Origin of the sequence: Rheinheimera sp. SA_1 (assembly GCF_001669775.1) — a bacterium.
Classification (GTDB): domain Bacteria; phylum Pseudomonadota; class Gammaproteobacteria; order Enterobacterales; family Alteromonadaceae; genus Pararheinheimera.
The window spans coordinates 196,177-221,569 of sequence record NZ_LXWK01000016.1 but is presented as its reverse complement, the minus strand read 5'-3'; the positions used below and the strand labels follow the sequence as shown (position 1 = coordinate 221,569).

The 25,393-nt window shown below is 48.5% G+C and carries 22 protein-coding genes; 12 read left to right on the top strand and 10 right to left on the bottom strand.

The window, feature by feature from the left end; all coding sequences use genetic code 11:
• The first annotated feature begins 2 nt into the window (after positions 1-2).
• Genes pgl through A5320_RS13025 form a run of 4 tightly spaced genes read left to right on the top strand, consistent with a single transcriptional unit; the run spans position 3 to position 4,146 of the window.
• The gene (pgl, locus tag A5320_RS13040; protein ID WP_068065480.1) at positions 3-692 is read left to right on the top strand and encodes a 6-phosphogluconolactonase; all 690 of its coding nucleotides are present in this window, start codon (positions 3-5) and stop codon (positions 690-692) included.
• 8 nt (positions 693-700) lie between these two features.
• A complete protein-coding gene (gene edd / locus A5320_RS13035; protein WP_068065477.1) occupies positions 701-2,533 on the top strand; it encodes a phosphogluconate dehydratase in 1,833 nt (610 codons plus the stop codon).
• Positions 2,526-3,488: a glucokinase gene (gene glk / locus A5320_RS13030; protein ID WP_068065474.1), complete on the top strand. Its 963-nt coding sequence runs from the start codon at positions 2,526-2,528 to the stop codon at positions 3,486-3,488. The genes edd and glk overlap by 8 nt, the downstream gene beginning before the upstream one ends.
• 4 nt (positions 3,489-3,492) lie before the next feature.
• The gene (locus tag A5320_RS13025; RefSeq protein WP_068065471.1) at positions 3,493-4,146 is read left to right on the top strand and encodes a bifunctional 4-hydroxy-2-oxoglutarate aldolase/2-dehydro-3-deoxy-phosphogluconate aldolase; all 654 of its coding nucleotides are present in this window, start codon (positions 3,493-3,495) and stop codon (positions 4,144-4,146) included.
• 109 nt (positions 4,147-4,255) lie between these two features.
• Here the strand turns inward: A5320_RS13025 and A5320_RS13020 are convergent, their stop codons facing one another.
• Complete coding sequence (locus A5320_RS13020) at positions 4,256-5,053, bottom strand: substrate-binding periplasmic protein (RefSeq protein WP_068065467.1); 798 nt, start codon at positions 5,051-5,053, stop codon at positions 4,256-4,258.
• A gap of 412 nt (positions 5,054-5,465) precedes the next feature.
• Positions 5,466-6,941: an aminotransferase-like domain-containing protein gene (locus tag A5320_RS13015; protein WP_082971756.1), complete on the bottom strand. Its 1,476-nt coding sequence runs from the start codon at positions 6,939-6,941 to the stop codon at positions 5,466-5,468.
• 108 nt (positions 6,942-7,049) lie between these two features.
• On the opposite strand from A5320_RS13015, the gene A5320_RS13010 reads away from it, so the two are divergent.
• Both A5320_RS13010 and A5320_RS13005 read left to right on the top strand, forming a co-directional pair.
• On the top strand, positions 7,050-8,045 hold the full coding sequence (locus A5320_RS13010; RefSeq protein WP_082971755.1) for a DMT family transporter: 996 nt from the start codon (positions 7,050-7,052) through the stop codon (positions 8,043-8,045).
• Between the two features lie 194 nt (positions 8,046-8,239).
• Entirely contained in the window at positions 8,240-9,835 is a 1,596-nt protein-coding gene (locus tag A5320_RS13005; RefSeq protein WP_068065464.1) for an ABC-F family ATPase, read from the top strand.
• Between the two features lie 111 nt (positions 9,836-9,946).
• Here A5320_RS13005 and A5320_RS13000 read toward each other — a convergent pair whose 3' ends face one another.
• The 3 genes from A5320_RS13000 to A5320_RS12990 form a co-directional block, all read right to left on the bottom strand.
• Positions 9,947-10,291: a flagellar biosynthesis regulator FlaF gene (locus A5320_RS13000; RefSeq protein ID WP_068065461.1), complete on the bottom strand. Its 345-nt coding sequence runs from the start codon at positions 10,289-10,291 to the stop codon at positions 9,947-9,949.
• A 22-nt stretch (positions 10,292-10,313) separates the two neighbouring features.
• On the bottom strand, positions 10,314-11,216 hold the full coding sequence (locus tag A5320_RS12995; protein ID WP_068065458.1) for a hypothetical protein: 903 nt from the start codon (positions 11,214-11,216) through the stop codon (positions 10,314-10,316).
• Between the two features lie 92 nt (positions 11,217-11,308).
• Positions 11,309-11,806, bottom strand: coding sequence for an LURP-one-related/scramblase family protein (locus A5320_RS12990; protein WP_068065455.1), 498 nt, complete (start codon positions 11,804-11,806; stop codon positions 11,309-11,311).
• A gap of 190 nt (positions 11,807-11,996) precedes the next feature.
• Between A5320_RS12990 and A5320_RS12985 the strand changes: the two genes are divergently transcribed.
• On the top strand, positions 11,997-12,464 hold the full coding sequence (locus tag A5320_RS12985) for a Dps family protein (RefSeq protein ID WP_068065452.1): 468 nt from the start codon (positions 11,997-11,999) through the stop codon (positions 12,462-12,464).
• A 192-nt stretch (positions 12,465-12,656) separates the two neighbouring features.
• Positions 12,657-13,742: a methyl-accepting chemotaxis protein gene (locus A5320_RS12980; RefSeq protein WP_068065449.1), complete on the top strand. Its 1,086-nt coding sequence runs from the start codon at positions 12,657-12,659 to the stop codon at positions 13,740-13,742.
• Positions 13,743-13,860: 118 nt separating this feature from the next.
• Here A5320_RS12980 and A5320_RS12975 read toward each other — a convergent pair whose 3' ends face one another.
• On the bottom strand, positions 13,861-16,188 hold the full coding sequence (locus tag A5320_RS12975) for a methyl-accepting chemotaxis protein (protein ID WP_068065446.1): 2,328 nt from the start codon (positions 16,186-16,188) through the stop codon (positions 13,861-13,863).
• A 304-nt stretch (positions 16,189-16,492) separates the two neighbouring features.
• On the opposite strand from A5320_RS12975, the gene A5320_RS12970 reads away from it, so the two are divergent.
• On the top strand, positions 16,493-17,356 hold the full coding sequence (locus A5320_RS12970) for an MBL fold metallo-hydrolase (RefSeq protein ID WP_068065443.1): 864 nt from the start codon (positions 16,493-16,495) through the stop codon (positions 17,354-17,356).
• A 35-nt stretch (positions 17,357-17,391) separates the two neighbouring features.
• A complete protein-coding gene (locus A5320_RS12965) occupies positions 17,392-18,021 on the top strand; it encodes a dienelactone hydrolase family protein (RefSeq protein ID WP_068065440.1) in 630 nt (209 codons plus the stop codon).
• A gap of 64 nt (positions 18,022-18,085) precedes the next feature.
• On the opposite strand, the gene A5320_RS12960 is transcribed toward A5320_RS12965, so the two are convergent.
• From A5320_RS12960 to A5320_RS12945, 4 genes are all read right to left on the bottom strand, one after another.
• Entirely contained in the window at positions 18,086-18,889 is an 804-nt protein-coding gene (locus tag A5320_RS12960) for a DUF1338 domain-containing protein (RefSeq protein WP_068065438.1), read from the bottom strand.
• Positions 18,890-18,962: 73 nt separating this feature from the next.
• Complete coding sequence (gene astD / locus A5320_RS12955) at positions 18,963-20,432, bottom strand: succinylglutamate-semialdehyde dehydrogenase (protein WP_068065435.1); 1,470 nt, start codon at positions 20,430-20,432, stop codon at positions 18,963-18,965.
• Positions 20,429-21,475 (bottom strand): arginine N-succinyltransferase, encoded by a 1,047-nt coding sequence (astA, locus tag A5320_RS12950; RefSeq protein ID WP_068065430.1) that lies wholly within the window; start codon positions 21,473-21,475, stop codon positions 20,429-20,431. The genes astD and astA overlap by 4 nt, the downstream gene beginning before the upstream one ends.
• Positions 21,476-21,576: 101 nt before the next feature.
• Entirely contained in the window at positions 21,577-22,806 is a 1,230-nt protein-coding gene (locus A5320_RS12945) for an aspartate aminotransferase family protein (RefSeq protein WP_068065427.1), read from the bottom strand.
• A 145-nt stretch (positions 22,807-22,951) separates the two neighbouring features.
• Between A5320_RS12945 and A5320_RS12940 the strand changes: the two genes are divergently transcribed.
• Positions 22,952-23,380: an Lrp/AsnC family transcriptional regulator gene (locus tag A5320_RS12940; protein ID WP_068065424.1), complete on the top strand. Its 429-nt coding sequence runs from the start codon at positions 22,952-22,954 to the stop codon at positions 23,378-23,380.
• A 271-nt stretch (positions 23,381-23,651) separates the two neighbouring features.
• Positions 23,652-25,346 (top strand): NAD-dependent malic enzyme, encoded by a 1,695-nt coding sequence (locus A5320_RS12935; RefSeq protein WP_068065421.1) that lies wholly within the window; start codon positions 23,652-23,654, stop codon positions 25,344-25,346.
• The last annotated feature ends 47 nt before the right edge of the window (positions 25,347-25,393 follow it).

The following is a 25,393-nucleotide window of genomic DNA, read 5'->3' as shown; positions in this document are numbered from 1 at the left end:
CCATGCAACTTCATCAATTTACTGACAGCAACGAACTCAATCAGGATTTTGCCAATCGACTGATTGCTATTTTAAGTGACGCTATCGCCAAACGTGGTGCCGCTTATTTAGTCGTATCAGGCGGCCGTACGCCGCAGGGCTTGTTTTTAAAGTTAAACCAAGCTGATTTAGATTGGTCTAAAGTTACCATCACGCTGGCTGATGACAGGTTTTTGCCAGATAGCGAAGCTGATAGTAACGAGCGCCTAGTGAAGGCAAGTTTGTTACAGCACCAGGCCGCAGCAGCGACTTTTATTAGTTTGTACGCGCCAACAGCGACCGCAGAATTAGCAGTGCCGGAGTTGTTGCAACGGGTAAAAAACCTGCCGACTTTTGATGCTGTTATTTTAGGCATGGGTGAAGATGGTCACACCGCTTCGTTATTTCCATGCAGTAAGGAAATTCAGCAAGGACTTGCGTCTGACGCGCCGGATGTTCTGGCGGTCAATCCAACGACAGCGCCTTATCAGCGAATTTCCTTTAGCAAACAACGATTACTTAATAGCCGTGCACTGTTTTTACATCTGGTTGGCGCTTCCAAGCTAACCGTATTAGAACAGGCGAAGGCCAGTCAGGACGAATTGGCGATGCCGATCCGTGCATTTATACACCACACCGCTCCAGAATTGGCGGTGATGTTCGCAGCCAAATAGAGGTCATCATGCATCCGGTTATCCAGCAAGTCACAGACAGGATCATGGCGCGCAGTGTTAAAAGTCGCGCTATTTATCTTCAGAGAATTGAACAAGCCCGTATTCGCGGTCCACATCGTGGCGCTTTAGCCTGCGGTAACCTTGCCCACGGCTTTGCTGCCTGTAATGCTCAGGAAAAATCGGACTTACGCAGTCTGACCAAGGCCAACATCGGTATTATTTCCAGCTACAACGATATGTTGTCCGCGCATCAGCCTTATGAAACTTATCCGGCCATTATCAAACAAGCTATTGCGGAAATTGGCAGTGTGGCGCAGTTTGCCGGTGGCGTGCCAGCGATGTGTGACGGTGTGACTCAAGGTCAGCCGGGCATGGAACTGAGTTTATTAAGCCGCGATATTATTGCGATGTCGGCAGCAGTTGGCCTGTCGCACAATATGTTTGATGGCGGCTTGATGCTCGGCATTTGCGACAAGATTGTGCCGGGTTTATTAATGGCTTCGCTCAGTTTTGGTCACCTGCCATTTGTATTTATTCCGGCCGGTCCAATGCCGTCTGGTATTCCGAACAAAGAAAAAGCCCGGGTCCGTCAGCTGTATGCTGAAGGCAAAGTGGGTAAAGAGGAGTTACTGGATTCAGAATCCGCTTCTTACCACAGTGCCGGCACCTGTACTTTCTACGGTACCGCCAACTCGAATCAATTAGTGGTTGAAATGATGGGCCTGCATTTGCCTGGTTCGTCTTTTGTCAATCCAGGCACAGAACTGCGCGATGAATTGACCAAAGCGGCTGCCCGTCAGGTGACGCGGTTAACCGATTTAGGCACCGACTATATGCCGGTTGGCCATATTGTTGATGTCAAAGCCGTAGTCAACGGTATCGTTGGTTTATTAGCCACTGGCGGTTCTACCAACCACACCATGCACTTGGTGGCGGTAGCTCGTTCTGCTGGTTTTATCGTGAACTGGGACGATTTTGCTGATTTATCCAATGCCACGCCGTTATTAACGCGTATTTATCCAAACGGTCAGGCTGACATTAACCACTTCCAGCAAGCTGGTGGTATGGCGTTATTGATCAAAGAGTTACTGGACGCTGGTTTATTGCATGAAGATGTCAATACCGTGGCTGGTTTTGGTCTGCGTCGTTATACCCAGGTACCAGTGATGCAAGATGGCAAACTGGTGTGGATTGATGGCCCAACCACTTCATTAGATGATTCTGTGCTGTCGACTGTGGCCAAACCATTTAAAGATCACGGTGGTTTGCAGGTGTTATCCGGCAACGTTGGTCGTGGCGTGATTAAAACTTCGGCGCTGCGCCCAGGCACTGAAATTGTCCGGGGCCCAGCGGTGGTGTTCTCCAGCCAACATGAACTGGATGCCGCGTTTAAAGCCGGTGATTTGGACAAAGATTGTATTGTGGTGGTGCGTTTCCAGGGGCCAAAAGCCTGTGGTATGCCAGAGCTGCATAAATTAACGCCGCCACTTGGCGTATTGCAAGACCGTGGTTTCCATGTGGCGCTAGTCACTGACGGCCGGATGTCAGGTGCTTCAGGTAAGGTACCTGCAGCTATCCATGTCACCCCGGAAGCGGTTGATGGCGGCGTGATTGCCAAAATCCAGACTGGCGATTTAATGCTGGTGGATGGCGAAACCGGTTTACTGCAAGTGTTTGTTTCTGATGAAGAACTTGCACAACGTACCGCTGCGACCCGTGATATGTCAGAAAGTTATTATGGTATGGGCCGGGAGATTTTCGGCGGTCTGCGTACCGTATTAACCGGTGCCGAGCAGGGCGCTTGTAGCCTGTTTACCACAGAGGAACATCTGAATGGTTAAGCATGCCATTGTCGCTGACATTGGCGGCACCAACGCCCGTTTTAGTCGGGTGGATCTGGAGACCTTAGCGCTTGATCATGTGGTGGTTTATCCATGTGCTGATTTTGCAACTTTGGCGCTAGCACTGAATTATTACCGCACCGAACAGCAACTAACCGATATCGCCCATGTTGCGGTGGCCATTGCCTGTCCGGTGAATGGCGACCTGGTGAAAATGACCAACTTTTTCTGGCAGTTTTCAATCAGTGAAACCAAAGCTGAACTGGGTCTGGCCGAATTCATTGTGCTGAATGACTTTACTGCAGTCGCGATGTGTTTACCGGCTTTAACCGCTTCGGAAAAAGTGAAGTTTGGCGCTGGTACAGCAGACACATCCAAGCCGATGGCAGTACTTGGTGCTGGCACCGGTTTAGGTGTTGGTCATTTGATCCCAACAGCGCATGGTTATATTCCATTGCCGGGTGAAGGCGGTCATGTCGACTGGACAGCCCAAAACGAACAAGAATGGTTTATTCAGCGTTACTTGGCCGCGCACTTTGGTCATGTGTCGCCGGAGCGGTTGTTGTCTGGTCCTGGTATTGAAAGTTTGTATCTGGCGCTGGCTGCTTATCGCGGCATCAACACCGAGCCAAAAACTGCTGCTGAAATCAGCCAACATGCTTTGGCCAAAACCGACGAGCTATGTAGTGCGGTGATCGCGCAGTTTTTTGCAAGTCTCGGCGGTTTAGCCGGTGATTTAGCCCTGACCTTAAGCACCTTTGGTGGGGTTTATGTCGGCGGTGGCATTGTTCCTAAATTATTACCTTTGCTCGAAGACAGTGAGTTTCGCAGCCGTTTTGAAGCAAAAGGCCGTTTTACCGACTTTAACCGGCAAATTGCCACTTATGTCGTGACTGCAGAGCAACCTGGTTTATTAGGCTGCGCTGTCTACTTAAAACAAATTCTGGCGAGTTAAACTTATGTCTTTTCAAAATTGGCAATTACAACCTGACATCCTGTTTGCACAAGGCCCGGTCGTCCCGGTGATTGTGATTAAAGATCTCGCCACGGCCGTGCCGCTGGCAAAAGCCTTATTAGCTGGTGGAATTAAAGTTCTGGAAGTGACTTTGCGCACGCCAGTCGCACTGGACGCAATTAAATTGCTGTCGACTGAAGTGCCGGACGCTATTGTTGGTGCAGGTACTGTAACGACTGCCGAGCAACTGCAAAAAGTCATTGATGCTGGCGCAAAATTTGCCATCAGCCCGGGGTTAACTCGCGAGTTATTAGCCGCAGGTAAAGAAGCGCCAATTCCGCTGATCCCAGGTATTGCATCAATTTCTGAATTGATGGAAGGTACGGGCATGGGTTACACCCACTTTAAGTTTTTCCCAGCCGAAGCTGCGGGCGGTGTGAAGACGTTAAAGTCCATCCATGGCCCGTTTTCGGACATCCGTTTCTGCCCAACCGGCGGTATCAACGAGAAAAACTTCCTCGAATATTTAGCACTGCCGAACGTGCGTTGTGTTGGTGGCTCCTGGATAGTACCGGATGATGCCATTGCCAATGGTGAATGGGACCGGATCACTCAGCTTTGTATTGAAGCGGTGGCGAAAGCCAAAACGGTTAACTAACTGATTCATTTATTAGAAATCCACTACGTAGGGGCGAAAAGCGCAGCGCCTTCGCCTATACGTAATCAATAAAATTGGGTTTAGTTGGCAATAAAGAGTCGGCAAATCCTTACCGCATATTATATTTCTTCAAAATTTTATAATATTCGCCGTTGGATTTTATTGCCCTTAAACCTTCGTCCAACTTTTTGCTGATCTTTTGGGATCTCGCAAGGTTTACTTTTGAAAACCCAATCGCCAGAGTTTCTTTTCCCAAACAACCGGCTGAGCGAAATTGATCGGGAATGGTCTTTCTGCCAATCGCGTATTGCACAGCATCAGAGGTCAGGATGACCGCATCACACCGGTTCTTTGCCAAAAATTGAAATTCAATTGTGATGATGTCATTACCCTGAATAAACTCATGGGTATTAATTTTCGATTTGTTTTTAGTAAAAAAGTCTTCGAGTGAGCCCAAACCTGACTCTTTTAGATAAGCGATGTTCTGACCAAACAGATCTTCGGGTTTTTTGTAAGTCCAGGTGGAATCTCGGTTGGTATAAAAACAATACTCTTGATGGCCGATGCTCTCTTTGCCGAAATGATACTCAGGAAAGCCCTCTACTGTAGGCCCAATCAGGCCATCTATCTTTCCTCTGCGAACCATGTCCAGTCCGCGAGACCAAGGCACCCATTCAATTGTATATGACGCTTTAACTTCATTCAGGGCTGCTTCTAAAACCTCGATAACATATCCCTTGTAGTTGAGCTCATGCTCGCATTGCTGCGGGCACCACTCGTTCGCGACAAAGGTGAAAACGTCTGCTGAATGTTTCGATGTTTCAGCTTTAGACGGGAGCAGCCAACTGGACATCACACAAATTGCTATGGCAAAAATAGAAAACTTGTATTTGTAGCCGCGAGCCATTGTGTTTTTCCTTATGTTATCAACGACAAATTGTCAGCAACGCCTGCAACAAAAGCAAATATTTAAAAGACATTTATCGCGTTGAAGGTGCCAGTCCTAAAGGATCCCTACGAATTTAGCACTGTAAATCATCGTCGTCGGAAGTGCTGATTTTCCGGAAAATTGGGGGTCAAGAAATAGCATAGAACTGACCGCAGCGAACCGTTCATTCCTCATCCCATAGAAGCTGCTTCCGGGGTATTCAACATGAAAAGGCTGTGTCAACGCACCGTGCATACCATCAGCGACTTGATTAACGAACTTCAGTCAGGCCGGAAACCAATCAACAACATCTGCTGATCAAAGACGTGAATCTTTACCAGATTAGCCATTAAACACCGGGAGGTGCTCGCAGCAGACCATTATTTTTCGGTTATCGGTCACCTACCTGTGAACGCGGCAACTGGAGTTTTTGTTTCGGTTGCTGCGTCACCGCAATCATCGATAGAGCGGTATCGAGCGCCGCCCATAGTTTTGGGTTCAAACATTGCGTGACATTCACCCGCATAAAACTATCAGCATCTGGCTGCAAACTAAAATGGCCACCAGGCGCCAGAATAATGTGTTGCCGTTCCAGCATTGCAGTTAAGGCATTAGCGCTGACACCAGATGGCAGCTTTAACCACAATAGATAACCGGCATCCGGTTGATGCCACAACATGATGCCGCGTTTTCTCAATTGCGGGATCACTTGCTGCATTGCTTCCTGCAGCCGTTTACGCAATTGCTCCAGATGACGACGATAAGCGCCTCCGGTCAGCACCTGATAGACCACCCGTTCCACCGACTGTGAAGTCGAGGAGCCGGTGATCAGTTTTAAATCAGTCAGACTGGCAATTTGCGTCGGACTGGCAGCGATATAACCCACCCGTAAATCAGCGGAAATGGTTTTCGATAAACTCCCCAGATAAATGCCACGCGCCAGACCGGTCAGGCTGGCGTAGCGGATGGCTGGTTGTTGTTCAAAGTCAGCATAGATATCATCTTCCAACAATAAACACTGGTGTTGATGCAGCAGTTCCAGCACCGCAAAGGCTTTTTGTGGGCTAACGCAAGTGCCCACCGGGTTCGACAACACTGAATTGGTCAGATAAGCCTTTGGCTGGTGCTCGGTCAATAAGGCGGCTAAAGCGGTTAGATCCGGGCCGTCTTGCTGGCGTGGCAGCGGTAAAATAGTCAGATGATGCAGCCGAAGCACTGCAAAAAAATTGTAAAAACCGGGGTCGTCGACCAGCACAGCATCACCGGGTTTTAAGTACAGTCGCAAACATAAATCCAGCGCATGGGTGGCGCTGGAGGTCAGCAGTAACTGCTGCGGTTCGGCTTGAATATTCAGTTGCGCCAGACGTTCGGATAAATAACGGCGCAGCAATACATTCCCTTGCGCCGGGCCATAATCGGACAATGACTGCGGTTGACGCGCCACTTCGCGCATTGCTTGTTTAATTGCATTACCAGGCAGCCATTCCGGCGTTAGCCAACCGGCTCCTGGTTTCATCACCGCGTTGTCGCGTTGTAAGGTCTGCCGCATCAATGCCACGTCGCCCGACAACGCACTTTGTCCGGCATTGGCTTCGGATAACATCGCCACCGGTTGTACTTTTGCCACATAAACTCCGCTACCAGGGCGACTGACCACCAGCGATTCAGCCGCTAACTTTTCATAAAGCTCAGCCACGGTGAATTTGCTGACTTGCAGTTGCAGTGCTAAGCCTCTGATCGAAGGTAATTTTGTTCCGGCAGGCCAACTGCCATGCGCAATAGCGGCGCGGGCATAACTCAACAATTGTTTTGACCAGGCTTCATTGCTGCTTTTATCTAGCAACCAGTTTTGAAAGGCGATTGTCATGGCATTTTTACCTGTACAGTCTGGGCGAATTGCACTCAACTGTCCTGATTGTCTGGAGTGATTGTCCTTTATAGTACTTGCTCCAGAGAATGTCCAGCAGGAGCAGCTATGCAATCGGTCAACACGCAAGGGGAGTCAGCTTCCATCTTAATTCCAGGCACTGTGGTCATACCGCAACCTGCGGCGACGCCTGTAGCGCCGGTAGCCGCAACAACCAACGCAGCGCCGATCCCAGCAAAGCAACTGGCGCAAGGCATGTTTTGGGGCGCGCTTGGGGTGTTGATGTTTTCTGGCGGTATTCCCGCCACAAGACTCGCCGTTGCCGAATTGCCAGTGATGTTTGTTGGGGCAGGCCGGGCTTTGGTGGCTGCGCTGTTGAGCGTGTTGTTGTTAGTTGCATTACGGCAAAAGATTCCGGCCAGACAACATTGGCCAGCACTGGCGGTGGTCGCTTTTGGCGCTGTGTTTGCTTATCCGATATTTTCGGCCATTGCGATGCAAACCATTGATGCCAGCCACGGTACGCTGATCAGCAGCATTATGCCGCTGTTTACCGCAATATTTGGAGCCTGGCTCAGCCGGCAATGGCCGCGGGTCGGCTTCTGGCTTTGCGCGCTGATCGGCACAGCCGCCGTGATGTTGTATGCGGCAAGCTCGGCCGCCGGCGAGCTAAGCTGGGCCCTCAGTACCGGCGACTTGTGGTTAGTGTTGGCTTGTTTTTGTTGTGGTTTAAGTTACGCCCAGGGCGGTTTGTTGGCGCGGCATATTGGCAGCTGGCAGGTGATTTGTTGGGCTTTGGTGTTGTCGTTGCCGCTGTTGTTACCGCTATGTTGGTACTTTCGGCCGGTCAATTATGATATCAGCCTCAATAGCTGGCTTGGTTTTGGTTATCTGGCGATTTTTAGCATGTTCTTAGGTTTTTTCGCCTGGTACAAAGGCCTGGCGCTCGGTGGCGTGGCCCAGGTCAGTCAATTACAACTGCTGACGACCTTTCTGGCATTTTGCTGGGCCGCTCTATGGCTGGGTGAAAGTATCAGTCTGAGCCAATGGTTGATGGCAGGCGTCGTTGTACTGTCGATTGCGATTGGCCGAAAGCTGGCATGACAATTTGATGAATTTTGCCACAACAAAGCTGCGAAAACGCGGTATTACTTTGTAATCTGGCGCTAAAAAGCGTATAGTGGCGCGCCTTTTTAAGGGCGTATCCCGGATTGGTGCTGCATAGGCAGTGACGCAATCCGGGCCATTATTTTCTGTCGCAGCTTGATGCTGCGACAACTCAGCCAGGCGATGAACACGTGATAGCAACCGCAAATATTACTATGCAATTTGGCGCTAAGCCGCTGTTTGAAAACATCTCGATTAAATTTGGTTCTGGCAATCGTTATGGCCTGATCGGTGCCAACGGTTGTGGTAAATCCACTTTTATGAAGATTTTAAGCCGCGAACTGGACCCAAGTGCCGGTATTGTGATGGTTGAGCCAAATATGCGCGTGGCGAAACTCCATCAGGATCAGTTTGCTTTTGAACAGTTCAGCGTTATTGATACCGTCATTATGGGTCATGCTGAGTTATGGCGGGTGAAAGCCGAACGGGATCGGATTTACTCCAGTGCCGAAATGAGCGAAGAAGACGGCATGCTGGTCGCGGATTTAGAAGTCGCTTTTGGTGAAATGGACGGTTACACCGCTGAATCCCGTGCTGGCGAATTACTCATCGGTGTTGGTATTCCGGTAGAACAACATTTTGGCCTGATGTCATCGGTTGCGCCGGGTTGGAAACTGCGGGTGTTACTGGCGCAGGTACTGTTCGCCAATCCTGAAATTATGTTACTCGACGAACCAACCAACAACTTGGACATTCACACCATTCACTGGTTAGAAGATGTGTTGTCTGAGCGCAATTGCACCATGATAATCATTTCGCACGACCGTCACTTCTTAAACTCTGTTTGTACCCACATGGCTGACTTAGATTACGGCGAATTACGTGTGTATCCAGGCACTTACGATGATTACATGTTCGCCGCCACTCAGGCGCGTGAACGTCTGTTATCAGATAACGCCAAGAAAAAAGCCCAGATTGCTGAACTGCAAACCTTCGTCAGTCGTTTCTCTGCTAACGCGTCTAAAGCGCGTCAGGCGACTTCTCGTGCCAAACAAATTGATAAAATTCAATTGGATGAAGTGAAAGCGTCCAGCCGGGTCAACCCATTTATTCGTTTTGAACAGCAAAAGCAGCTGTACCGGATGGCGTTAGAAGTTGAAGGTCTGAATAAGAGTTTCGGTGCATTGCACTTGCTAAAAGACTTAAGCCTGAATATCGAAGTTGGCGAAAAAGTGGCGATCCTCGGTACCAACGGTATCGGTAAATCAACTTTATTAAAGTGTCTGGTTGGCGAATTAAAAGCTGAATCTGGCATGGTGAAATGGTCGGAAAACTGCAATATCGGTTATTACGCACAGGATCACGAATACGAATTCGCAGAAGAGATGACGGTATTCGACTGGATGGCGCAGCATAAGCAGCCTTCTGATGACGAGCAGGCAGTTCGTGGCATTTTAGGCCGCTTGTTGTTCTCACAAGATGACATCAAGAAAAAAGTCAAAGTGTTGTCAGGTGGTGAAAAAGGCCGCATGTTATTTGGTAAGCTGATGTTACAACGGCCAAATATTCTGGTGATGGATGAACCAACCAACCACTTGGATATGGAATCAATTGAATCGTTAAACATGGCGCTGGAAATGTACAAAGGCACCTTGTTATTCGTCAGCCATGACCGCGAGTTCGTGTCATCACTGGCCACCCGGATCATTGAAATTACTGACAAAGACACCCGTAACTTCGTCGGTACTTATGACGATTACCTGGCGCAGACTTTAGCGCAGGGTTAATAGTTGCGGCATGTTGCCGAGTGCTGAATACCAAAAAACCAGTCCCTAAGGGTGACTGGTTTTTTTTCGCCTGAAATTTAAGTGGTTAATTAAAGTAGTGAGTTAAAGTAGCTAATCGGCGAGCCCTTCCGCCAGCTGATAACTAATCGCCAAGACTAAATTAAAATCGCAATCATTCGGCGGTAACAGCAGCTGCTCCAGCACTATTTCGGCAAGTTCCAGAACTTGCTGGCGTAAGTCAGGCGGGTAAGGGTGTTGTTCGTCTAGCAATAGCGCACGGATGGTTACCCAGAGTTCACGTTGATCGGCGACGGCCTGTAACATTACAAACACATCGTCTTGCGCCAACGCTTGTTCCAGCTGATAACAACGCTGCAGCAACAACTGCCGCTCTAGCGCTTTGGTGCTGCTGACCATCAAACGGGTTTGTTGATAAGCAGCAATGGCGCTTTTCATTGGGATTTATTTAATGCTGCTGCTAACGCAACAACGCCAGCAACGGATTTGACGCGCTGCTGTTACTACTGTTATTCGGCGACAAACCACCCAGCTGTGATTTTAATAACTGCGAAGTTTCCCGGGCTTTTTCCAGTGCCTGACTGCGCTGCTGTTCGCGCTCTGCTGAGACTTCAACACCGCCATTTTTCGCCGCATCCAGCCGTTTAACGGCTTTGGCGACAGCGGTACTGGTTTCCAGTTTTTGATCAACATTGGCTTCGACTTTTTTCAGCCGTGCCGCCGTATCGCGAGTGCTTTTCTCAGCGTTGGCCAGACTGCCAGCCTGACTTTCATTGCCCTGCAGCAGCGCTTTGGCATCAGCTGCTGAACCCAGTTTTTCCGGCAGTCCAAGCGCTTTCGCTGACTTGCTGCTTTGAATGTCCAGTTGGCCACCGCGGGTATTGGTGGCGGTGGTTAAGGCTTTGTCATCGGTGAGTAAGTTGGTTTTTTGGACGCTGGACTTTGGATCACCAGGCTTTTGATCACCAGTTTTAACGGAGGCTTGTTCCTGGCTTTTGACGATGCCTTCACGCAGTTTTTGATAGTCAGCCTGCAATTTTTCGCGGTCTTTGCTGGCTAAGTTGTCATTGGATAATTTAGTAGCGATATCGCGCACTTGTTTTAGCGAATCATCAATTTGTTTGTTAGCAGTATCCGCGGAGCTGATCGCAGATTTGGCATTGGATAAACTTTGTTGCACGGCGGTGTAACGTTGGGTTTCGGCACTGACCGCGGGTTTGGGTTGGGCTGGCCCGGTAGGAATGGCCGTGGTGGAACTTAATGTGGCGGTATTGGTTGGCACCACCGGCGCTTGATATGACAACGGCGAAATCGGGTTGTTTGATACAGAATTGGCTGAATTAGTAGTAACTGGCGCAACCATGGTAGCAGTCCAAGGCATACATTAGATAAAGCTAAGTGTACGCATAAACGAACGGCTATGCACTGAAAAGCGGCAAAAAATTGCCGCTGGGTTTAATCATCTAAATTCGAATTTCGGCCAGAATGCTGGATGCGATCAATCACGATCACAGCCGCTAGTAACTGGGCGGTTAACGAAGGCTCAAAAATTTCAACGCCGTAGGTATCTGACCAGCTGAACCAAGTCTTTGATATCGCAGCCAGTGGTGCGCCATTTTTACTAATTTTATATTCGTGTTGCCAGAGATTGCCGTTGATTTCGAGTTCACCGGCCGGGCCAGTGATGGTAAAACGGCTGGTCCAGAACGGCCAAAAACATTTACGGATCAACCACTCGCTGCCATCGGCACACAACAGTTTGCAGGCCGGCAACAGCGTCAGATATTTACGTTTAATCTTCAGAAGCTCATTACCACGTTGGTCGTATAAAGTCTGGCTGCTGGAAATGCTGAAGAATTTGCCTTTGGCGGTGATCACCACCTGACCGGTTTCATCTTCAATTTCGAAACTGTCGGTCAAACTAAATATTTTTTGTTTAATCAGGTATTTCATCCTTGCTCCTTTTAACCGACAAATGAGGTGTATGGTACTTTTGATACCCACTGCATTGAATTTATAGCAAAAAGAAAGCTGATGCCAGTGGTTGATTTGTTCCTTTTGCGCCACCACAACTTGTGATAACTGATATTTATTCGCTATGTTTCTTGTAGCTTTGACCACTCTCAACCTGACAGGTGATTTGATGAAAATTAATATTGGTATTGAAGAAAGCGACCGTAAAGACATCACAGCCGGATTGTCTGCGCTATTGGCCGACACCTACACTTTGTATCTGAAAACTCATAATTATCATTGGAATGTCACAGGCCCGATGTTTCAGGGCTTACATACCTTATTTGAAACTCAGTATACCGAGCTGGCGCTCGCGGTTGATCTTATCGCCGAACGGATCCGCGCTTTAGGCGAATTCGCCCCCGGGTCTTACAAAGAATTTGCCAAACTGACCAGTATTAAAGAAGCCGAAGGCCATCCGTCTGCCGATGAAATGATTAAGGATTTAGTGAAAGGCCAGGAAGCTATCGCTAAAACTGCGCGGTCGATAGTGCCGGTGGCCGATAAAGCTTCGGATGAACCTACCTTAGATTTGTTGACCCAACGGATGCAAATTCATGAAAAAAATGCCTGGATGTTGCGTAGTCTGATTAGTTAAGCCGCTGGCTTAAAATCGCAGCCTAAGTCACGGTGCTTTCAGCGCACCGTGACTTTTTTGTTTAAAAAACTGAAAAGTTCAAAAAAGAAAAATTAATTTCAGCAATTTTGACTTTAAACAGCAGTAACCCCTTTCATTCAGTATTCGGCATCGCTTAGGATGGACGAATAATTGAATTCTCCAGGGGGAGTTATGTTTTTTAATAGTGCGCTAAAAAAAGAAAATGAAGAACTAAGACAACAACTTAAAGACTCACAACAACAGCTCCAGGCCAATAAACAGCAACATCAGTATGAAGTTGCCGAAATGCACCAGCAACAGCAATTATTGTCACTGCAATTGCAAACTGCGCAACAGCTCAATACCGTGCAACAGCAAGGTACTGAAATGCTGGTGATGATCCAGGACACGGTGAACGAACTCGCCGGAAACCTGATTGATGAGCGCACGGCACTGGCAAAACTGGAAGATATTTTCGGCCAAACCCAAACAGCCATTCGCACGCTGGAAACCCGGGCGGTGCATATTACTGAACACGCCAATCAAAGCGCTGATACTGCGAACGTCCTGGATGGCACAGCCAGTTCTATTACGCAGTTAATTTCCAGTATTCAGGAAATTTCTGATCAAACGAACTTACTGGCGCTGAATGCCGCGATTGAAGCGGCGCGGGCTGGTGAAGCAGGGCGTGGTTTTGCCGTGGTTGCTGACGAAGTACGACAATTAGCCAAAAAAGCTAACGAAGCCAGTAAGCAAATTGAAAGTTTGATCCGTAAAGTTATCGAACAAACCAACAATATCAAAGCCATGGTGTCGCAAAGCCAACAAAGTGCGGCAGATGTAGCGTTATCATCAAAACAGATTGATACCGTGGTAACTCAGGTGATTGACCGCTCAGAAGCGATGAAAAAATTGATCCGTAGTACAACTACACTGACTTACTTAAATGGTTTAAAGCTGGACTACGCCAGTTTCAAAGCCCATGTCTATCAGGCGTTATCTGCAGAGCAGCCACTTCCGGCGTCGCATGCGGAGAAAAAATATAACAACTGGTGCACCAGCAGTGGTTATGGCTACAAACATTATGGCCAGCTGCAAAGTTTCAGAAGCATTGAACAACCGCATCGTGGTGTGCATGAAGCGGCTAAAGCGGCTTTCGCTGCACAGCAGAATAAAGACAGTTCCGCCTTTAACCGGGCGCTTAACCAGCTGGAACAAAGCAGTCAACAAGTTGTGCAGGCTATCACCAGGTTGCAGCAAGACGTCTTAAGCGTCTGAAGTTTATACTTAAAACGTAAAAAAAGCCTGAGTCATGAAACTCAGGCTTTTTTGTTTCTGACGAGCGTTAGCTGTTTATTCCAATTTCAAAATACCTTGTACAGTGAAATGGTATCCGTTACAACGCGTCACTTAGTTTGAGTAATTTAGCACTTTGCTGCAGTTGACTGCTGAGTTGTTGCTGTTGATAAGCCTGCGTAGCAAGTTCGGTCATTGCTAAATCAGTAGCGCTGGCGCTGTGGTTAATATCATCAAGGGCAGCGCTGATTTCGCTACTGCGTAGTACTTCGGCATCACTTAACCTGGCAATCATCGAACTGGCGTCAACAATCAGCGCAATGGCATCGCGGGTTTGGGCCAGCGCTTGTTCGGTATGCAGCGCTTTGTCCAGACAGTTGCGAGCAGTCTGTTGCTCCTGCTCCAGCCCGGCGGTGGTGTCTTTGACCGAGACACTCAGCCGGTCCAGCATCAACTGGATTTCCTTGGTTGCCAGTTCGGTACCGGCCGAAAGGCGACGCACTTCATCGGCGACCACGGCAAAACCACGTCCATGCTCACCGGCGCGGGCGGCTTCAATGGCGGCATTAAGTGCCAGCAAATTGGTTTGTTCTGCTACACCACGGATGGTATCCAGCACCTGGACGATGTCTTTGGCGGCCAGCTGCAACGATTCCATACTTTGGGTGGAATGCTCAACCTGAGTTGTCAAATGGCGAATAAAATCGGTCAGTTGCAGTACTTGCTGTTGACCGGCGGCAGATTCGGTATTGGCAGCGGTGGCAGCGCTGGCTGCTTGTTGTAATTGCAGCTGCATTTGTTGTTGTGCTTGTTGGCTTTGCAATGCGACCTGTTGTAGTTGTAACAAGGCACTTTTTTGTTGATGGACATCGTCTTTACATTGCTGACTGATCAGTAACTGTGCGCCGGACTGTTGATGATTACTGGCACTGGCTGCCAACATTTGTTGCAGCAATGCGGACAACTTACCAAACAGCTGATTTAAGCCGCTGGCCATGGCTTTGATTTCAAATTCACCTTGTTCGGCAAAATGTAACGATAGGTCGTGGTTGTTGGCAGCATTGGCCAGTTGGCCGGACAAATTGGCCATCGGTGCGGCGATAGTGCGGCCAAACCGATAAGCAAAGCCTAAAGCACACAGACTGAGCAACAGCACCGTGAACAAACTAACCCAGCGGATATTGCTGCCAAGTTCAGCCAAAGCTGCATAAGCTTCACTTTTATCTTGCTGGGTAATGAGGGCATACGTATCGCCGCCAATCTGCACCGGTTGATAATTAACCAGTACCGGAATGTTCCTATAATCAACGGTTTCGGTATGACCCGACTTACCTTGTAAGGCTGCATCCACTTCAGCGCTTTGCAGTTTTAGTTTACCCGACAAGCCATAGTGATCAGCTACCGCGCCCATTGCCGGGTATTGTGCATAAAACTCGCGGCTATTGCTCAGTTGCGGCCGCAATGCACTGACCAGCAGATGATTACTACCAACCAGGTAACTTTCACCACTGTTGCCAAGCCCGATATCAGCCCAGTGTTGTTGATTGGTTGTTAAATCAGTTAGCGCCTGTACTGGTAGCTGCAGTACCAAAGCGCCAATCGGCTGATCTGATCCCGATAATGAATTAAATACCGGTGCTACCATAAACAGCACTTGTTGCTCAAAAAAACCGGAGAACGCCGTTGGTGCTGATACCAGCCATTGCAGTTGCGGTTTCGCCAGCACCTGTTTCACCGTAGCTGCCAGTGCAGTACTGGCAAATGCACCGTCTTTTAACGATGTGGCAAACACCGGGCTTTTCGCTACCGAATACACCACATTTAATCCTTTAGCCTCCACCAGATACAGTTCTTGTAACTGGTACCTCTGGGTGACTTCTAAAAAACTCTGATGATATTTTTTATGCTGCTGGCCATACACCGAGCCATCAGCGCGATCGGTCAGGCTACTTAGCTTGTCCGGCGCTTGCTCGTTGGTTTGCAAATAATAATGCTGCAATAACAAGGTTTCCTGACTGGCACTGTTCAGCCATTTGTCAAACGGCAACTGCAGAGTAGGATTGATGCTGTTGGCATAAGATTGATATTTTTGTTGATACCATTGCAACATGCCAGCTTTCAGCGCTTGTTCGCCCGGATTTGCAACTTCATACCGATAAGAAGAAAAAGGGCGCTCCATCGCATAGAGCGCATCCTGAGTGGTGCGGTTTTTAGCAAGACTCAGTAATAAATCACGTTGGCTGTTGATAAATAAGGTTAAAGCTTGTTCGCGGCCTTTGGCCACTGCGGTAAATTGGTGCTCGACTGCGGTTAACAAAGCTTGTTGTGCTTTGTCTTGTGCCAGATAGGCCGTGACGCTTACGGCGCTGACAACACCTAACAACATTGCAGCGGCCATGGTCAACATTAACTTTTGTGCAATCTTCATACAACCTCAATGGACAACAGTTTAAAGACCGGCGCAGCATATTTTGTTGTTGTGACAGATTTATTACAATTAGCGGTATGGATGGCTAAATCAGGAAGTGCTGAATTACGTTTGGCCGAGAAAACCGACGACCAATCTGGGCTGCAGCCAGAGAAATGTTGAAGAGACGTTATTAATAACAAAACTGAATAAGCTTAGCTCTTTTGGTTCTTTATGGCCTTTGCTATAGTTTTTCAAAGTGTCGGATTTTTTGATTCGGCTGATTTAAAAGCTTTAATGTAGATGTGAAAGGGCCAAAGCGAAGATGAAACCAGGTATTCAGGAGTTTTTCGATCCAGATTCAAACACCTATAGCTATGTGGTGTTCTGTCAACAAACTAATAATGCGGCGGTGATTGATCCGGTGCTGAATTTTGACGCTGCCGCCTGTCGTACTGCAACGCACGGCGTTACGCAAATTACTGATTACCTGCAGCAGCATCAACTGACATTACAATGGATTTTGGAAACCCATGTCCACGCTGACCATTTATCCGCAGCGCCTTATTTAAAACAGCAGTTGGGGGGCAGTACGGCGATTGGTCGTCACATTACTGAAGTGCAGCAGGTGTTTGCCGGCGTTTTTCACACGGAGCCAGAATTTTGCTGCAACGGCAGTCAGTTTGACCATTTGCTTGATGATAACGAACAATTGCCGCTCGGGGAATTATCGATCCAGGTGCTGCATACGCCAGGTCATACACCAGCTTGTGTGTCTTATCTGATAGGTGATGCCGTTTTTGTCGGCGACACTTTGTTTATGCCGGATTATGGTAGTGCGCGTTGTGATTTCCCCGGCGGCAGCGCCGAAATTTTGTATCAGTCGGCACAGCGGTTATTTGCGCTACCTAAAGAAACCCGGATGTTCCTTTGTCACGATTACAAAGCCGCGGGACGCAACGAATTCTGTTTTCAAACCACCATTGGTGAACAGATCAATGCCAATATCCATTTGCATCAAGGGGTCAGTCAGGCTGAATTTGTGCAGATGCGCGAGCAACGTGATGCAACGTTATCGATGCCAAAGTTGATGTTGCCAGCGGTGCAGGTGAATATGCGGGCCGGGCAATTTCCAAAAGCCGAAGAAAATGGCGTGCAGTATCTGAAGTTGCCGATAAACCGGTTTTAATACCAGCTTTCATGACAAACGGCTGTGGAGAGTAAATGAAGTTAATAGTCGCTACCGATATTTTTGGGGAAACGCCGGAATTAGTGGCCTGGTTAACGCCGCTAGTACAAGCAGCAGACCTTACTCTGGAACTGGTGTCGCCATATAAAGCGCAGTTTACCGATATCGCTGTAGCAACTGCTAGGTTGACTGCATTGCCGCCGGCACGAGCGGCAGATGAACTGGCCTATCAACGTTTTTTGCAACAGGGTGGCATGGACGCCTATGTCAAAAAGCTGCAGCACAGCTTGCAAACCCAGCAAGAGCCGTTTATTGCCATCGGTTTTAGCGCCGGGGCTGCAGCTTTGTGGCAACTGACGGCACAGCCGCTGCCTTGGTTAACCCAGGCATGGTGTTTTTATGGTGGGCAAATTCGCCATTGCAACGAGTTGCAGCCCTTGGTACGCACTACCTGTATTTGGGCACAAGAAACGCATTTTAATGTTGAACAATTACATGATCAACTGGCGCAGCGGGCGTTGGTTCAAAGCTATCTGACTTCGTATCAACATGGGTTTATTAACCCGCATTCCGCAGGTTTTAACAGCGAAGCCGCAAGCTATTATCAGCTGTGGTTGATGGAACATTTGAGTAATGGCCGTCAGAGTCAACTGTTAACAAACTAAAATTAACAACTGACCCTGACCCCAGATTTAACAAATCAGCGGAGCTTTGAAGCAGAAACGGTTCTTAACGGGCGTTGGTGCTTTCGAAAATTTTGTCCGCTGAAGCCGCCACAAAACCACGGTACAGACTACCATCAGCCGTTGGGAAACGGCGGGCGAACTCGTAGAAACAGCTTGGGATCATTGCTGTACCATCAGTAAATTCGACCGGTGCTTCGTCGGCAAGCGTTGAGGATTGTTTTAACAACACGTCCGGGCTGCCTTTAATTTCACCGCCTGAAGTATTCAGCGCAAAACCGGCTTTTTTCAGCTCTTGATTGACTGAATCCAGAGTTTCAAAATTGCTTAAAGCATTCACTGAGACGGTGAAATGGTTGGCGCGAAAACCCCAGACCGCAGTCCAGGCAGCGTATTCACTTTCAGTCAATAACTGCTGATAAGTCGCCTGATCAATGGCCCAGTGCCGACCTGAATACAGGAAGTTATCTGCTGTGGTCACCGCAGGATCCAGCTGTGCTACTAAAGCTGTAATAATTTGCTGTAACTCTGGCGAGCATTTTTCCAGCAATAATTCCGAGATAAACACTTTCGGGACATTGGCATCCGGGTGTTCATAATGTTTAGCGTACAGTTTTTTCGACTCAAAGTGATATTCACCACCTTCGACATAACCCAAAGCCAGAAAATGCGCGGCCAGTTTTTCCAGGCCAATTTGCGGCAGATTAAAAGTCCGCAGCGCAATATGGTCATTCACCACATCATCTTGTTGCGACGAGCCGAGCAGCGCATGAATTTTTTCTGCCGATGGGGTGACAGTCAGGTAGTTTTCCCACAGTTTGGCAAAAAGTTCGTTGACGTTGGTATGCATGATCAATCCTATATAAAACAGCTAAATAGATAGTTTATAAAATGTATACAGAAAAAAATTGATCTCGGACCAATTAGATTTTTAGTCCAGGATTCAGTGTTGCAGGCAATGAAATTTCGTCCGCTTCCACTGATGCCACCGGATAGGCACAATAATCGGCCGCATAATAAGCGCTGGCGCGATGATTGCCACTTTTACCAATACCGCCAAAAGGCGCTGCACTGGACGCGCCAGTGATTGGTTTGTTCCAGTTGACGATGCCGGCACGAATACGGGCAAAAAAGTACTGATAATCCGCAGCATCATCTGCAAGTAAACCTGCTGATAAACCATAAGCGGTATTATTCGCCTCAGCGATTGCCGCATCAAAATCGGTGTAACGATAGACTTTTAATAATGGGCCAAAGTGTTCTTCGTCCGGCAAAGGCTTGGCGTCAGTAACATCAATAATGCCAGGCGTGACAAAACCAGTACCCGGTTGGATATGGGTTAATTCCAGCAGCGAAATGCCACCAGCGGCCTGAATATCAGCCTGCGCTTTGACCATGCCAAGCGCGGCTTTTTCGCTAATCATCGCGCCATAAAACGGCTGCTCTGTGGCAAAAGGCTCGGCAACCCGAATGTTGCGGCTGGCCTGAATCAGTTTTGCCAGAATAGCGTCGCCATTGGCTGAATTTTCCAGAAACAAGCGGCGAGCACAGGTACAACGCTGGCCACTGCTTAAAAATGCTGATTGAATAATATCGTGTACCGCAGCGTCGATGTTGCCGACGTTTTTCACGATCAGTGGGTTATTACCGCCCATTTCCAGCGCCAGAATTTTGCCCGGCTGACCAGCAAATTGCTGATGCAAAAAGTGCCCGGTATTGGAGCTGCCGGTAAAAAACAAACCATCAATACCCGGGTGACTGGCCAGCGCTTTGCCGGTGGCCACTTCGCCTTGTAATAAGCTAATCACACCCGCCGGAATACCAGCCTGTTGCCAGAGTTTCACTGTAAATTCAGCAACTTTTGGTGTCAGTTCTGACGGCTTAAACAGCACCGCGTTACCAGCAATAATGGCCGGAACTATATGCCCGTTCGGTAAATGCCCCGGAAAGTTGTAAGGACCAAACACGGCTACTACACCATGCGGTTTATGGCGGATATAAGCTTTAGCGCCTGGCATCGGGTTTTCGACGGTGCCGGTACGCTCGGCGTGGGCTTTGATAGAAATAGCGATTTTACCCGTCATCGCCGCCACTTCAGTGCGGCTTTCCCACAAGGCTTTGCCGGTTTCTTCAGCAATCAATACTGCCATCGCTTCAGCATGTTCTTTTAATTGCTCAGCAAAGGCCTGCACCACGTTAATACGTTCAGACAACGGCCATTGTGACCAGTCGATAAAGGCTTTGCGTGCTGCCTGAATTGCCGCATCAACTTGTTGCGCATCAGCACTTTGGCCTTGCCACACGATAGCGCCATTGGCCGGGTTCATTGAGCTAAATGGCGCACCAAAACCGGCTTGCCATTGGCCCTGGATAAATTGTACTGGCTGACTCATTTGGCACCCTTATCTAAATTTAAATAACGAACAAAATCACCGTCAGCGACTTTTAATGCGTCAGCCGCCGCCGGGCTGATTAACAACGCATTAAGCTCGCTGTCAAAACGACAATCATCAGTAAAAGTAGCGCGGAAGTTCAGGGTTTCACAGTTACAAACCGCCAGCTGATTAGCCCCTTTGCGGATAGCAGCATCTGGCTCAATCGCCACTTTGACGCGATGACTTTGCCGCACTGATTTGATTTGTTTAAGTTGCGCTTCTACGGTGGGGCCGGCATCAAACAAATCAACATAACCACGGTGAATAAAACCTTCGTTTTCCAACAGTTTCAGCGCTGGCTTGGTGTTTTCATGCACTTCGCCAATCACTTGCTGCGCAGAAGCTGGCAACAAGCTGACGTAAATCGGATGACGTGGCATCAAATCAGCAATAAAACCTTTGTTACCAACACCAATCATATGGTCGGCAGTAGGGAAGTCGATGCTGAAAAAATAGGTTTGCAACCATTGCCAGAATGGCGGCAGGGCGTTGTCGTCGGCGACACCACGCATTTCGGCGATCACCAATTTGGCAAAACGCTTTGGCTGCTCAGCCATAAACAAAAACCGCACCTTGGATAAAAACCGGCCATTTAGGCCATTGCGAAACGGCTCGCGTAAAAATAAAGTACAGATTTCAGAAACGCCGGTGTAATCGTTACACATGGTCAGCACTTCGACTGGATTAAATACATTCAACTCGTTCGAGTGATGCACCACAGTGCTTTGGTGAAAATGGTAGAGCGGGGTACTTAAACCCACCGATGCTTCAATACCGGAAGTCCCCAGAATTTCACCGCTTTCGGTATCTTCCAGCACAAACAAATAACCCTGATTCCCAGGTTTATCGGTCTCGACGGCAAAGCTGTGCTCGGAATGGGCAATTTTTTGTTTGAGTTTTTGCTCATTCACCGGCAACGAGGTAAAACCAGCGCCTGATTCGGCGGCGATTTGCATCAGGGCCGGGTAGTCCGACTGTTGGATCGGGCGGATCAATAACATCTGGTATCTTCCAATTAAACACAAGAAACAAAAATGCTGATGGCTTAACTGCCACCAGCATTATTCGACGGTAGCGATGGTGCTGCTACCCAATACAACCATTAGCCAGCGCTTTTAGCTGCTGCAGTTGCAGCAACCAGCTTGGCAATCGCTGCTTCAAACCGCTCTAAACCGGCTTTGATGTCCGCTTCCGGGATAATTAACGATGGCGCAAAACGCACCACGTTATAACCGGCCATCAGCACCAATAAACCTTGTTCAGCGGCAGCCAGCATAAAATCGCGGGATTTACCGGCGTAATCTGCGCTTAACGCCGCGCCTAACAATAAACCTTTACCACGAATTTCGCTGAAGACCTGGTATTTAGCGTTGATGGCGTTTAAGCCGTCGCGGAATAATTGTTCACGCACTTTGACGCCGTTTAATACTTCCGGCGTGTTGACGGTATCAAAAGCGGCTAAACCAACGGCGCAGGCCAGCGGGTTACCACCGTAAGTGCTACCGTGGGTGCCAACCACTAAATGTTTGGCAATGTCGTTGGTGGTCAGCATGGCGCCAATCGGGAAGCCGCCGCCTAAAGCTTTGGCAGTGGTCAGCACATCAGGCACAACCCCTAAACCCATGTAGGCGTATAAATCACCGGTACGGCCAACGCCAGATTGCACTTCATCAAATACTAATAACGCATTGTGCTGATTACACAGCGCGCGCACACCCTGAATAAATTCAACCGTCGGGCTGATGATGCCGCCTTCGCCTTGCAGTGGCTCTAACACCACGGCACAGGTTTTGTCCGAAATCAGCGCTTTTAAGCTGTCGAGGTTGTTGTATTCAGCGTGGTCAATATCGGCAGGCTTTGGACCAAAACCGTCTGAATAAGCAGGCTGACCACCGACCGAAACGGTAAACAAAGTACGTCCGTGGAAACCTTGTTTAAAGGCGATGATTTGGGTTTTTTCCGGGCCGTAATTATTTAACGCGACGCGGCGCACTAACTTCAGTGCTGCTTCGTTGGCTTCGGCGCCAGAGTTGGCGAAATAGACTTTGTCTGCGAAGGTGTTGTCGACCAGACGTTTTGCCAGCATTAAGGCTGGTTCGTTGGTCATGGTGTTGGATAAATGCCAAAGTTTATTGGCTTGTTCGGTCAAAGCTTTAACTAAAGCCGGGTGGCAATGGCCAAGGCAGTTAACGGCGATGCCGCCAGCGAAATCGATAAATTCACGGCCTTGTTGATCCCATAATCTGGAACCTTCACCGCGGACCGGCACTATTGGCGACGGGGCGTAATTTGGGACCATTACTTCATCGAATAAACTTCTGCTGACTTGCATGTGCAACCTCTGGATTAACGGGATAACCGGCGAAGCGGTTTTTTAGGGATTTCCTCTATTATATTGGGCAATACCCACAAAATGCAGTAGCATTATTAGCAATATATGTTTTTGTTTTAGCAAAATGCCGTGAGTATCAAACAAAATGCTAAGTAAAGAAGACGAACGATTACTTTCTATTCTGCGTACCAACGCCCGCACCAGCATTTCCGACCTCGCCAGAATGCTGAATTTGTCGCGATCGACGGTGCAAACAAGGATCGACCGGCTGGAGCAAACCGGAGTCATCAAAGGCTATGTGGTTGAATATGGACAAAAATTTGTCAGTACTTTGGTGTCGGCACATGTGTCTATCAAAGTGAAACAAAAGCTAACCACCAAAACCAACGTCGAGTTAAAGCAAATCCCACAAATCAGCGAGTTGTATGCCATTAGCGGCGAATACGATTTAATCGCTGTGGTACAGGCGCAAAGCACCGAGCAGCTGAGTCATTTGCTGGATGATATTGGTAATTTAGACGGGGTAGAGCGCACGAATTCTGCCGTTGTATTGGAAACCAAATTTAAGCGGTAAGCGTAAGAACAATTACCAAAGTATTTGTCTTTGGTAGGGCGCTACTCGCCGCGTCAGCGGCAGTACGCCGGACTTTATGGCGGACTAGCCTGCGGCTGAGTCGCGCCCTACGGTCGATTGCTGCGCCAAAAGCTGTAATAAAACCACATAACAAGGCTTTTGTTGCTAAAATGTGGCTAGTCCAACCAGTTGCATGAAATTTTACTACCATAAGCAACACAGGTAAAATCCACACACTTCTGTGCCATTTGGCCGATTTTTCAGGAATTTTATGCGTCAGTCAGAGCAAAATACCCCTTTGTATACTCATTACGCCGGTCCGGCGTTGCTGGAAACTCCGTTATTAAATAAAGGCAGCGCATTCAGTCGCGAAGAGCGGGCGGCCTTTAACCTGACAGGGTTGTTACCACCGCGTTATGAAACGATTGAAGAACAAGCAGCCCGTGCTTATATGCAGTATTCGTCGTTTGAAGAGCCAATCAACAAGCACATTTATTTGCGGGTGGTGCAGGACAACAACGAAACTTTGTTCCACCGCTTGTTACAAAACCATTTAGAAGAAATGCTGCCGATTATCTACACCCCAACGGTTGGCGACGCCTGTGAGCGGTTTTCTGATATTTACCGCAGCGCCCGTGGTTTATTTATTTCCTACAGTGACCGTGACCAGCTCGATGACGTGTTACGCAGTGCCACCAAGAAAAAAGTCAAAGTCATTGTCGTCACCGACGGTGAGCGGGTACTGGGTTTGGGTGACCAGGGTATTGGCGGCATGGGGATTTCGATTGGTAAATTGTCGTTATACACCGCCTGTGGCGGCATTAGCCCAGCTTATACCTTACCGGTTTGCCTGGATGTTGGCACCAACAATGAAAAACTCCTCAACGACCCGTACTACATGGGTAATCGTCATCGTCGGATCAGCGGTGATGACTACTACGAATTTGTCGATCAGTTTATTAAAGCGGTGAAACGCCGCTGGCCGGAAGCGATGGTGCAATTTGAAGATTTCGCCCAGCCCAACGCCATGCCGTTGTTAAAACGCTATCGCGACCAGATCTGTTGTTTTAACGATGATATTCAAGGCACTGCGGCGGTGACCGTCGGAACTTTACTGGCGGCTTGTCGCAGTAAAGGCGAGAAGCTTTCTAACCAGAAAGTGGTGTTTGTTGGCGCCGGTTCCGCCGGTTGTGGCATTGCCGAACAGGTCATTAGCCAGATGGTGTCAGAAGGTTTAACCGATGCACAGGCGCGCAGCCAGGTGTTTATGGTCGACCGTTTTGGTTTGTTGACCGAAGGCATGGCCGATTTACGCGATTTTCAACAGGTATTGGTGCAGCACAAAGACACCATTGCCGACTGGTCATTTAGCGGCGATTACGCCTCATTACGCGATGTAATGAACTGCGCCAAGCCCGATATTTTAATAGGTGTTTCTGGTGTCGCAGGGCTATTTACTGAAGCTGTGATCAAAGCGATGAAGAAAAACTGTGCGCTTCCGATCATTATGCCGCTCAGTAACCCGATTAAACAAATTGAAGCAAGGCCAGAAAAAATTATCGAATGGACCGATGGCCAGGTGATTATCGCCACCGGCAGCCCATTTAAACCTATTGAATACAAAGGTAAAACCTATCCGGTGGCGCAGTGTAACAACAGTTATATCTTCCCTGGTATCGGTTTGGGCGTGTTGGCAGTGAAAGCGCAGCGCATCAGCGATGATATGTTACGGGTGGCCAGTGAAACATTGGCTGCGGCATCACCACTTGCCAATACCGGTGAGGGTGGCATTCTGCCACCACTGACCCAACTTGCTGAACTGTCCAAGAAAATCGCCTTTGAAGTGGCGAAAGTAGCGATGCGTCAGGGTTATGCGCTGGAACTGGATGACGCGGCATTGCTGCGTAAAATTGATGCAAACTTCTGGAAACCGGAGTACCGGCAGTATAAGCGCGTCAGCGGTTAACAGATCGCTAAAGTAAAGCGGCGGGTGAATGCAGCGTTTGTTGCCTA

What these genes read in the sequence shown, in the direction of transcription:
- edd (WP_068065477.1), top strand. Translation starts at nt 701, where the DNA reads ATGCATCCGGTTATCCAGCAAGTCACAGACAGGATCATGGCGCGCAGT.
- A5320_RS13000 (WP_068065461.1), bottom strand. Translation starts at nt 10,291, where the DNA reads ATGAAAAGCGCCATTGCTGCTTATCAACAAACCCGTTTGATGGTCAGC.
- A5320_RS12975 (WP_068065446.1), bottom strand. Translation starts at nt 16,188, where the DNA reads ATGAAGATTGCACAAAAGTTAATGTTGACCATGGCCGCTGCAATGTTG.
- glk (WP_068065474.1), top strand. Translation starts at nt 2,526, where the DNA reads ATGGTTAAGCATGCCATTGTCGCTGACATTGGCGGCACCAACGCCCGT.
- pgl (WP_068065480.1), top strand. Translation starts at nt 3, where the DNA reads ATGCAACTTCATCAATTTACTGACAGCAACGAACTCAATCAGGATTTT.
- A5320_RS12995 (WP_068065458.1), bottom strand. Translation starts at nt 11,216, where the DNA reads ATGGTTGCGCCAGTTACTACTAATTCAGCCAATTCTGTATCAAACAAC.
- astD (WP_068065435.1), bottom strand. Translation starts at nt 20,432, where the DNA reads ATGAGTCAGCCAGTACAATTTATCCAGGGCCAATGGCAAGCCGGTTTT.
- A5320_RS12965 (WP_068065440.1), top strand. Translation starts at nt 17,392, where the DNA reads ATGAAGTTAATAGTCGCTACCGATATTTTTGGGGAAACGCCGGAATTA.
- A5320_RS13010 (WP_082971755.1), top strand. Translation starts at nt 7,050, where the DNA reads ATGCAATCGGTCAACACGCAAGGGGAGTCAGCTTCCATCTTAATTCCA.
- A5320_RS12985 (WP_068065452.1), top strand. Translation starts at nt 11,997, where the DNA reads ATGAAAATTAATATTGGTATTGAAGAAAGCGACCGTAAAGACATCACA.
- astA (WP_068065430.1), bottom strand. Translation starts at nt 21,475, where the DNA reads ATGTTATTGATCCGCCCGATCCAACAGTCGGACTACCCGGCCCTGATG.
- A5320_RS12940 (WP_068065424.1), top strand. Translation starts at nt 22,952, where the DNA reads ATGCTAAGTAAAGAAGACGAACGATTACTTTCTATTCTGCGTACCAAC.
- A5320_RS12945 (WP_068065427.1), bottom strand. Translation starts at nt 22,806, where the DNA reads ATGCAAGTCAGCAGAAGTTTATTCGATGAAGTAATGGTCCCAAATTAC.
- A5320_RS13015 (WP_082971756.1), bottom strand. Translation starts at nt 6,941, where the DNA reads ATGACAATCGCCTTTCAAAACTGGTTGCTAGATAAAAGCAGCAATGAA.
- A5320_RS12960 (WP_068065438.1), bottom strand. Translation starts at nt 18,889, where the DNA reads ATGCATACCAACGTCAACGAACTTTTTGCCAAACTGTGGGAAAACTAC.
- A5320_RS12935 (WP_068065421.1), top strand. Translation starts at nt 23,652, where the DNA reads ATGCGTCAGTCAGAGCAAAATACCCCTTTGTATACTCATTACGCCGGT.
- A5320_RS12970 (WP_068065443.1), top strand. Translation starts at nt 16,493, where the DNA reads ATGAAACCAGGTATTCAGGAGTTTTTCGATCCAGATTCAAACACCTAT.
- A5320_RS12980 (WP_068065449.1), top strand. Translation starts at nt 12,657, where the DNA reads ATGTTTTTTAATAGTGCGCTAAAAAAAGAAAATGAAGAACTAAGACAA.
- A5320_RS12990 (WP_068065455.1), bottom strand. Translation starts at nt 11,806, where the DNA reads ATGAAATACCTGATTAAACAAAAAATATTTAGTTTGACCGACAGTTTC.
- A5320_RS13025 (WP_068065471.1), top strand. Translation starts at nt 3,493, where the DNA reads ATGTCTTTTCAAAATTGGCAATTACAACCTGACATCCTGTTTGCACAA.
- A5320_RS13020 (WP_068065467.1), bottom strand. Translation starts at nt 5,053, where the DNA reads ATGGCTCGCGGCTACAAATACAAGTTTTCTATTTTTGCCATAGCAATT.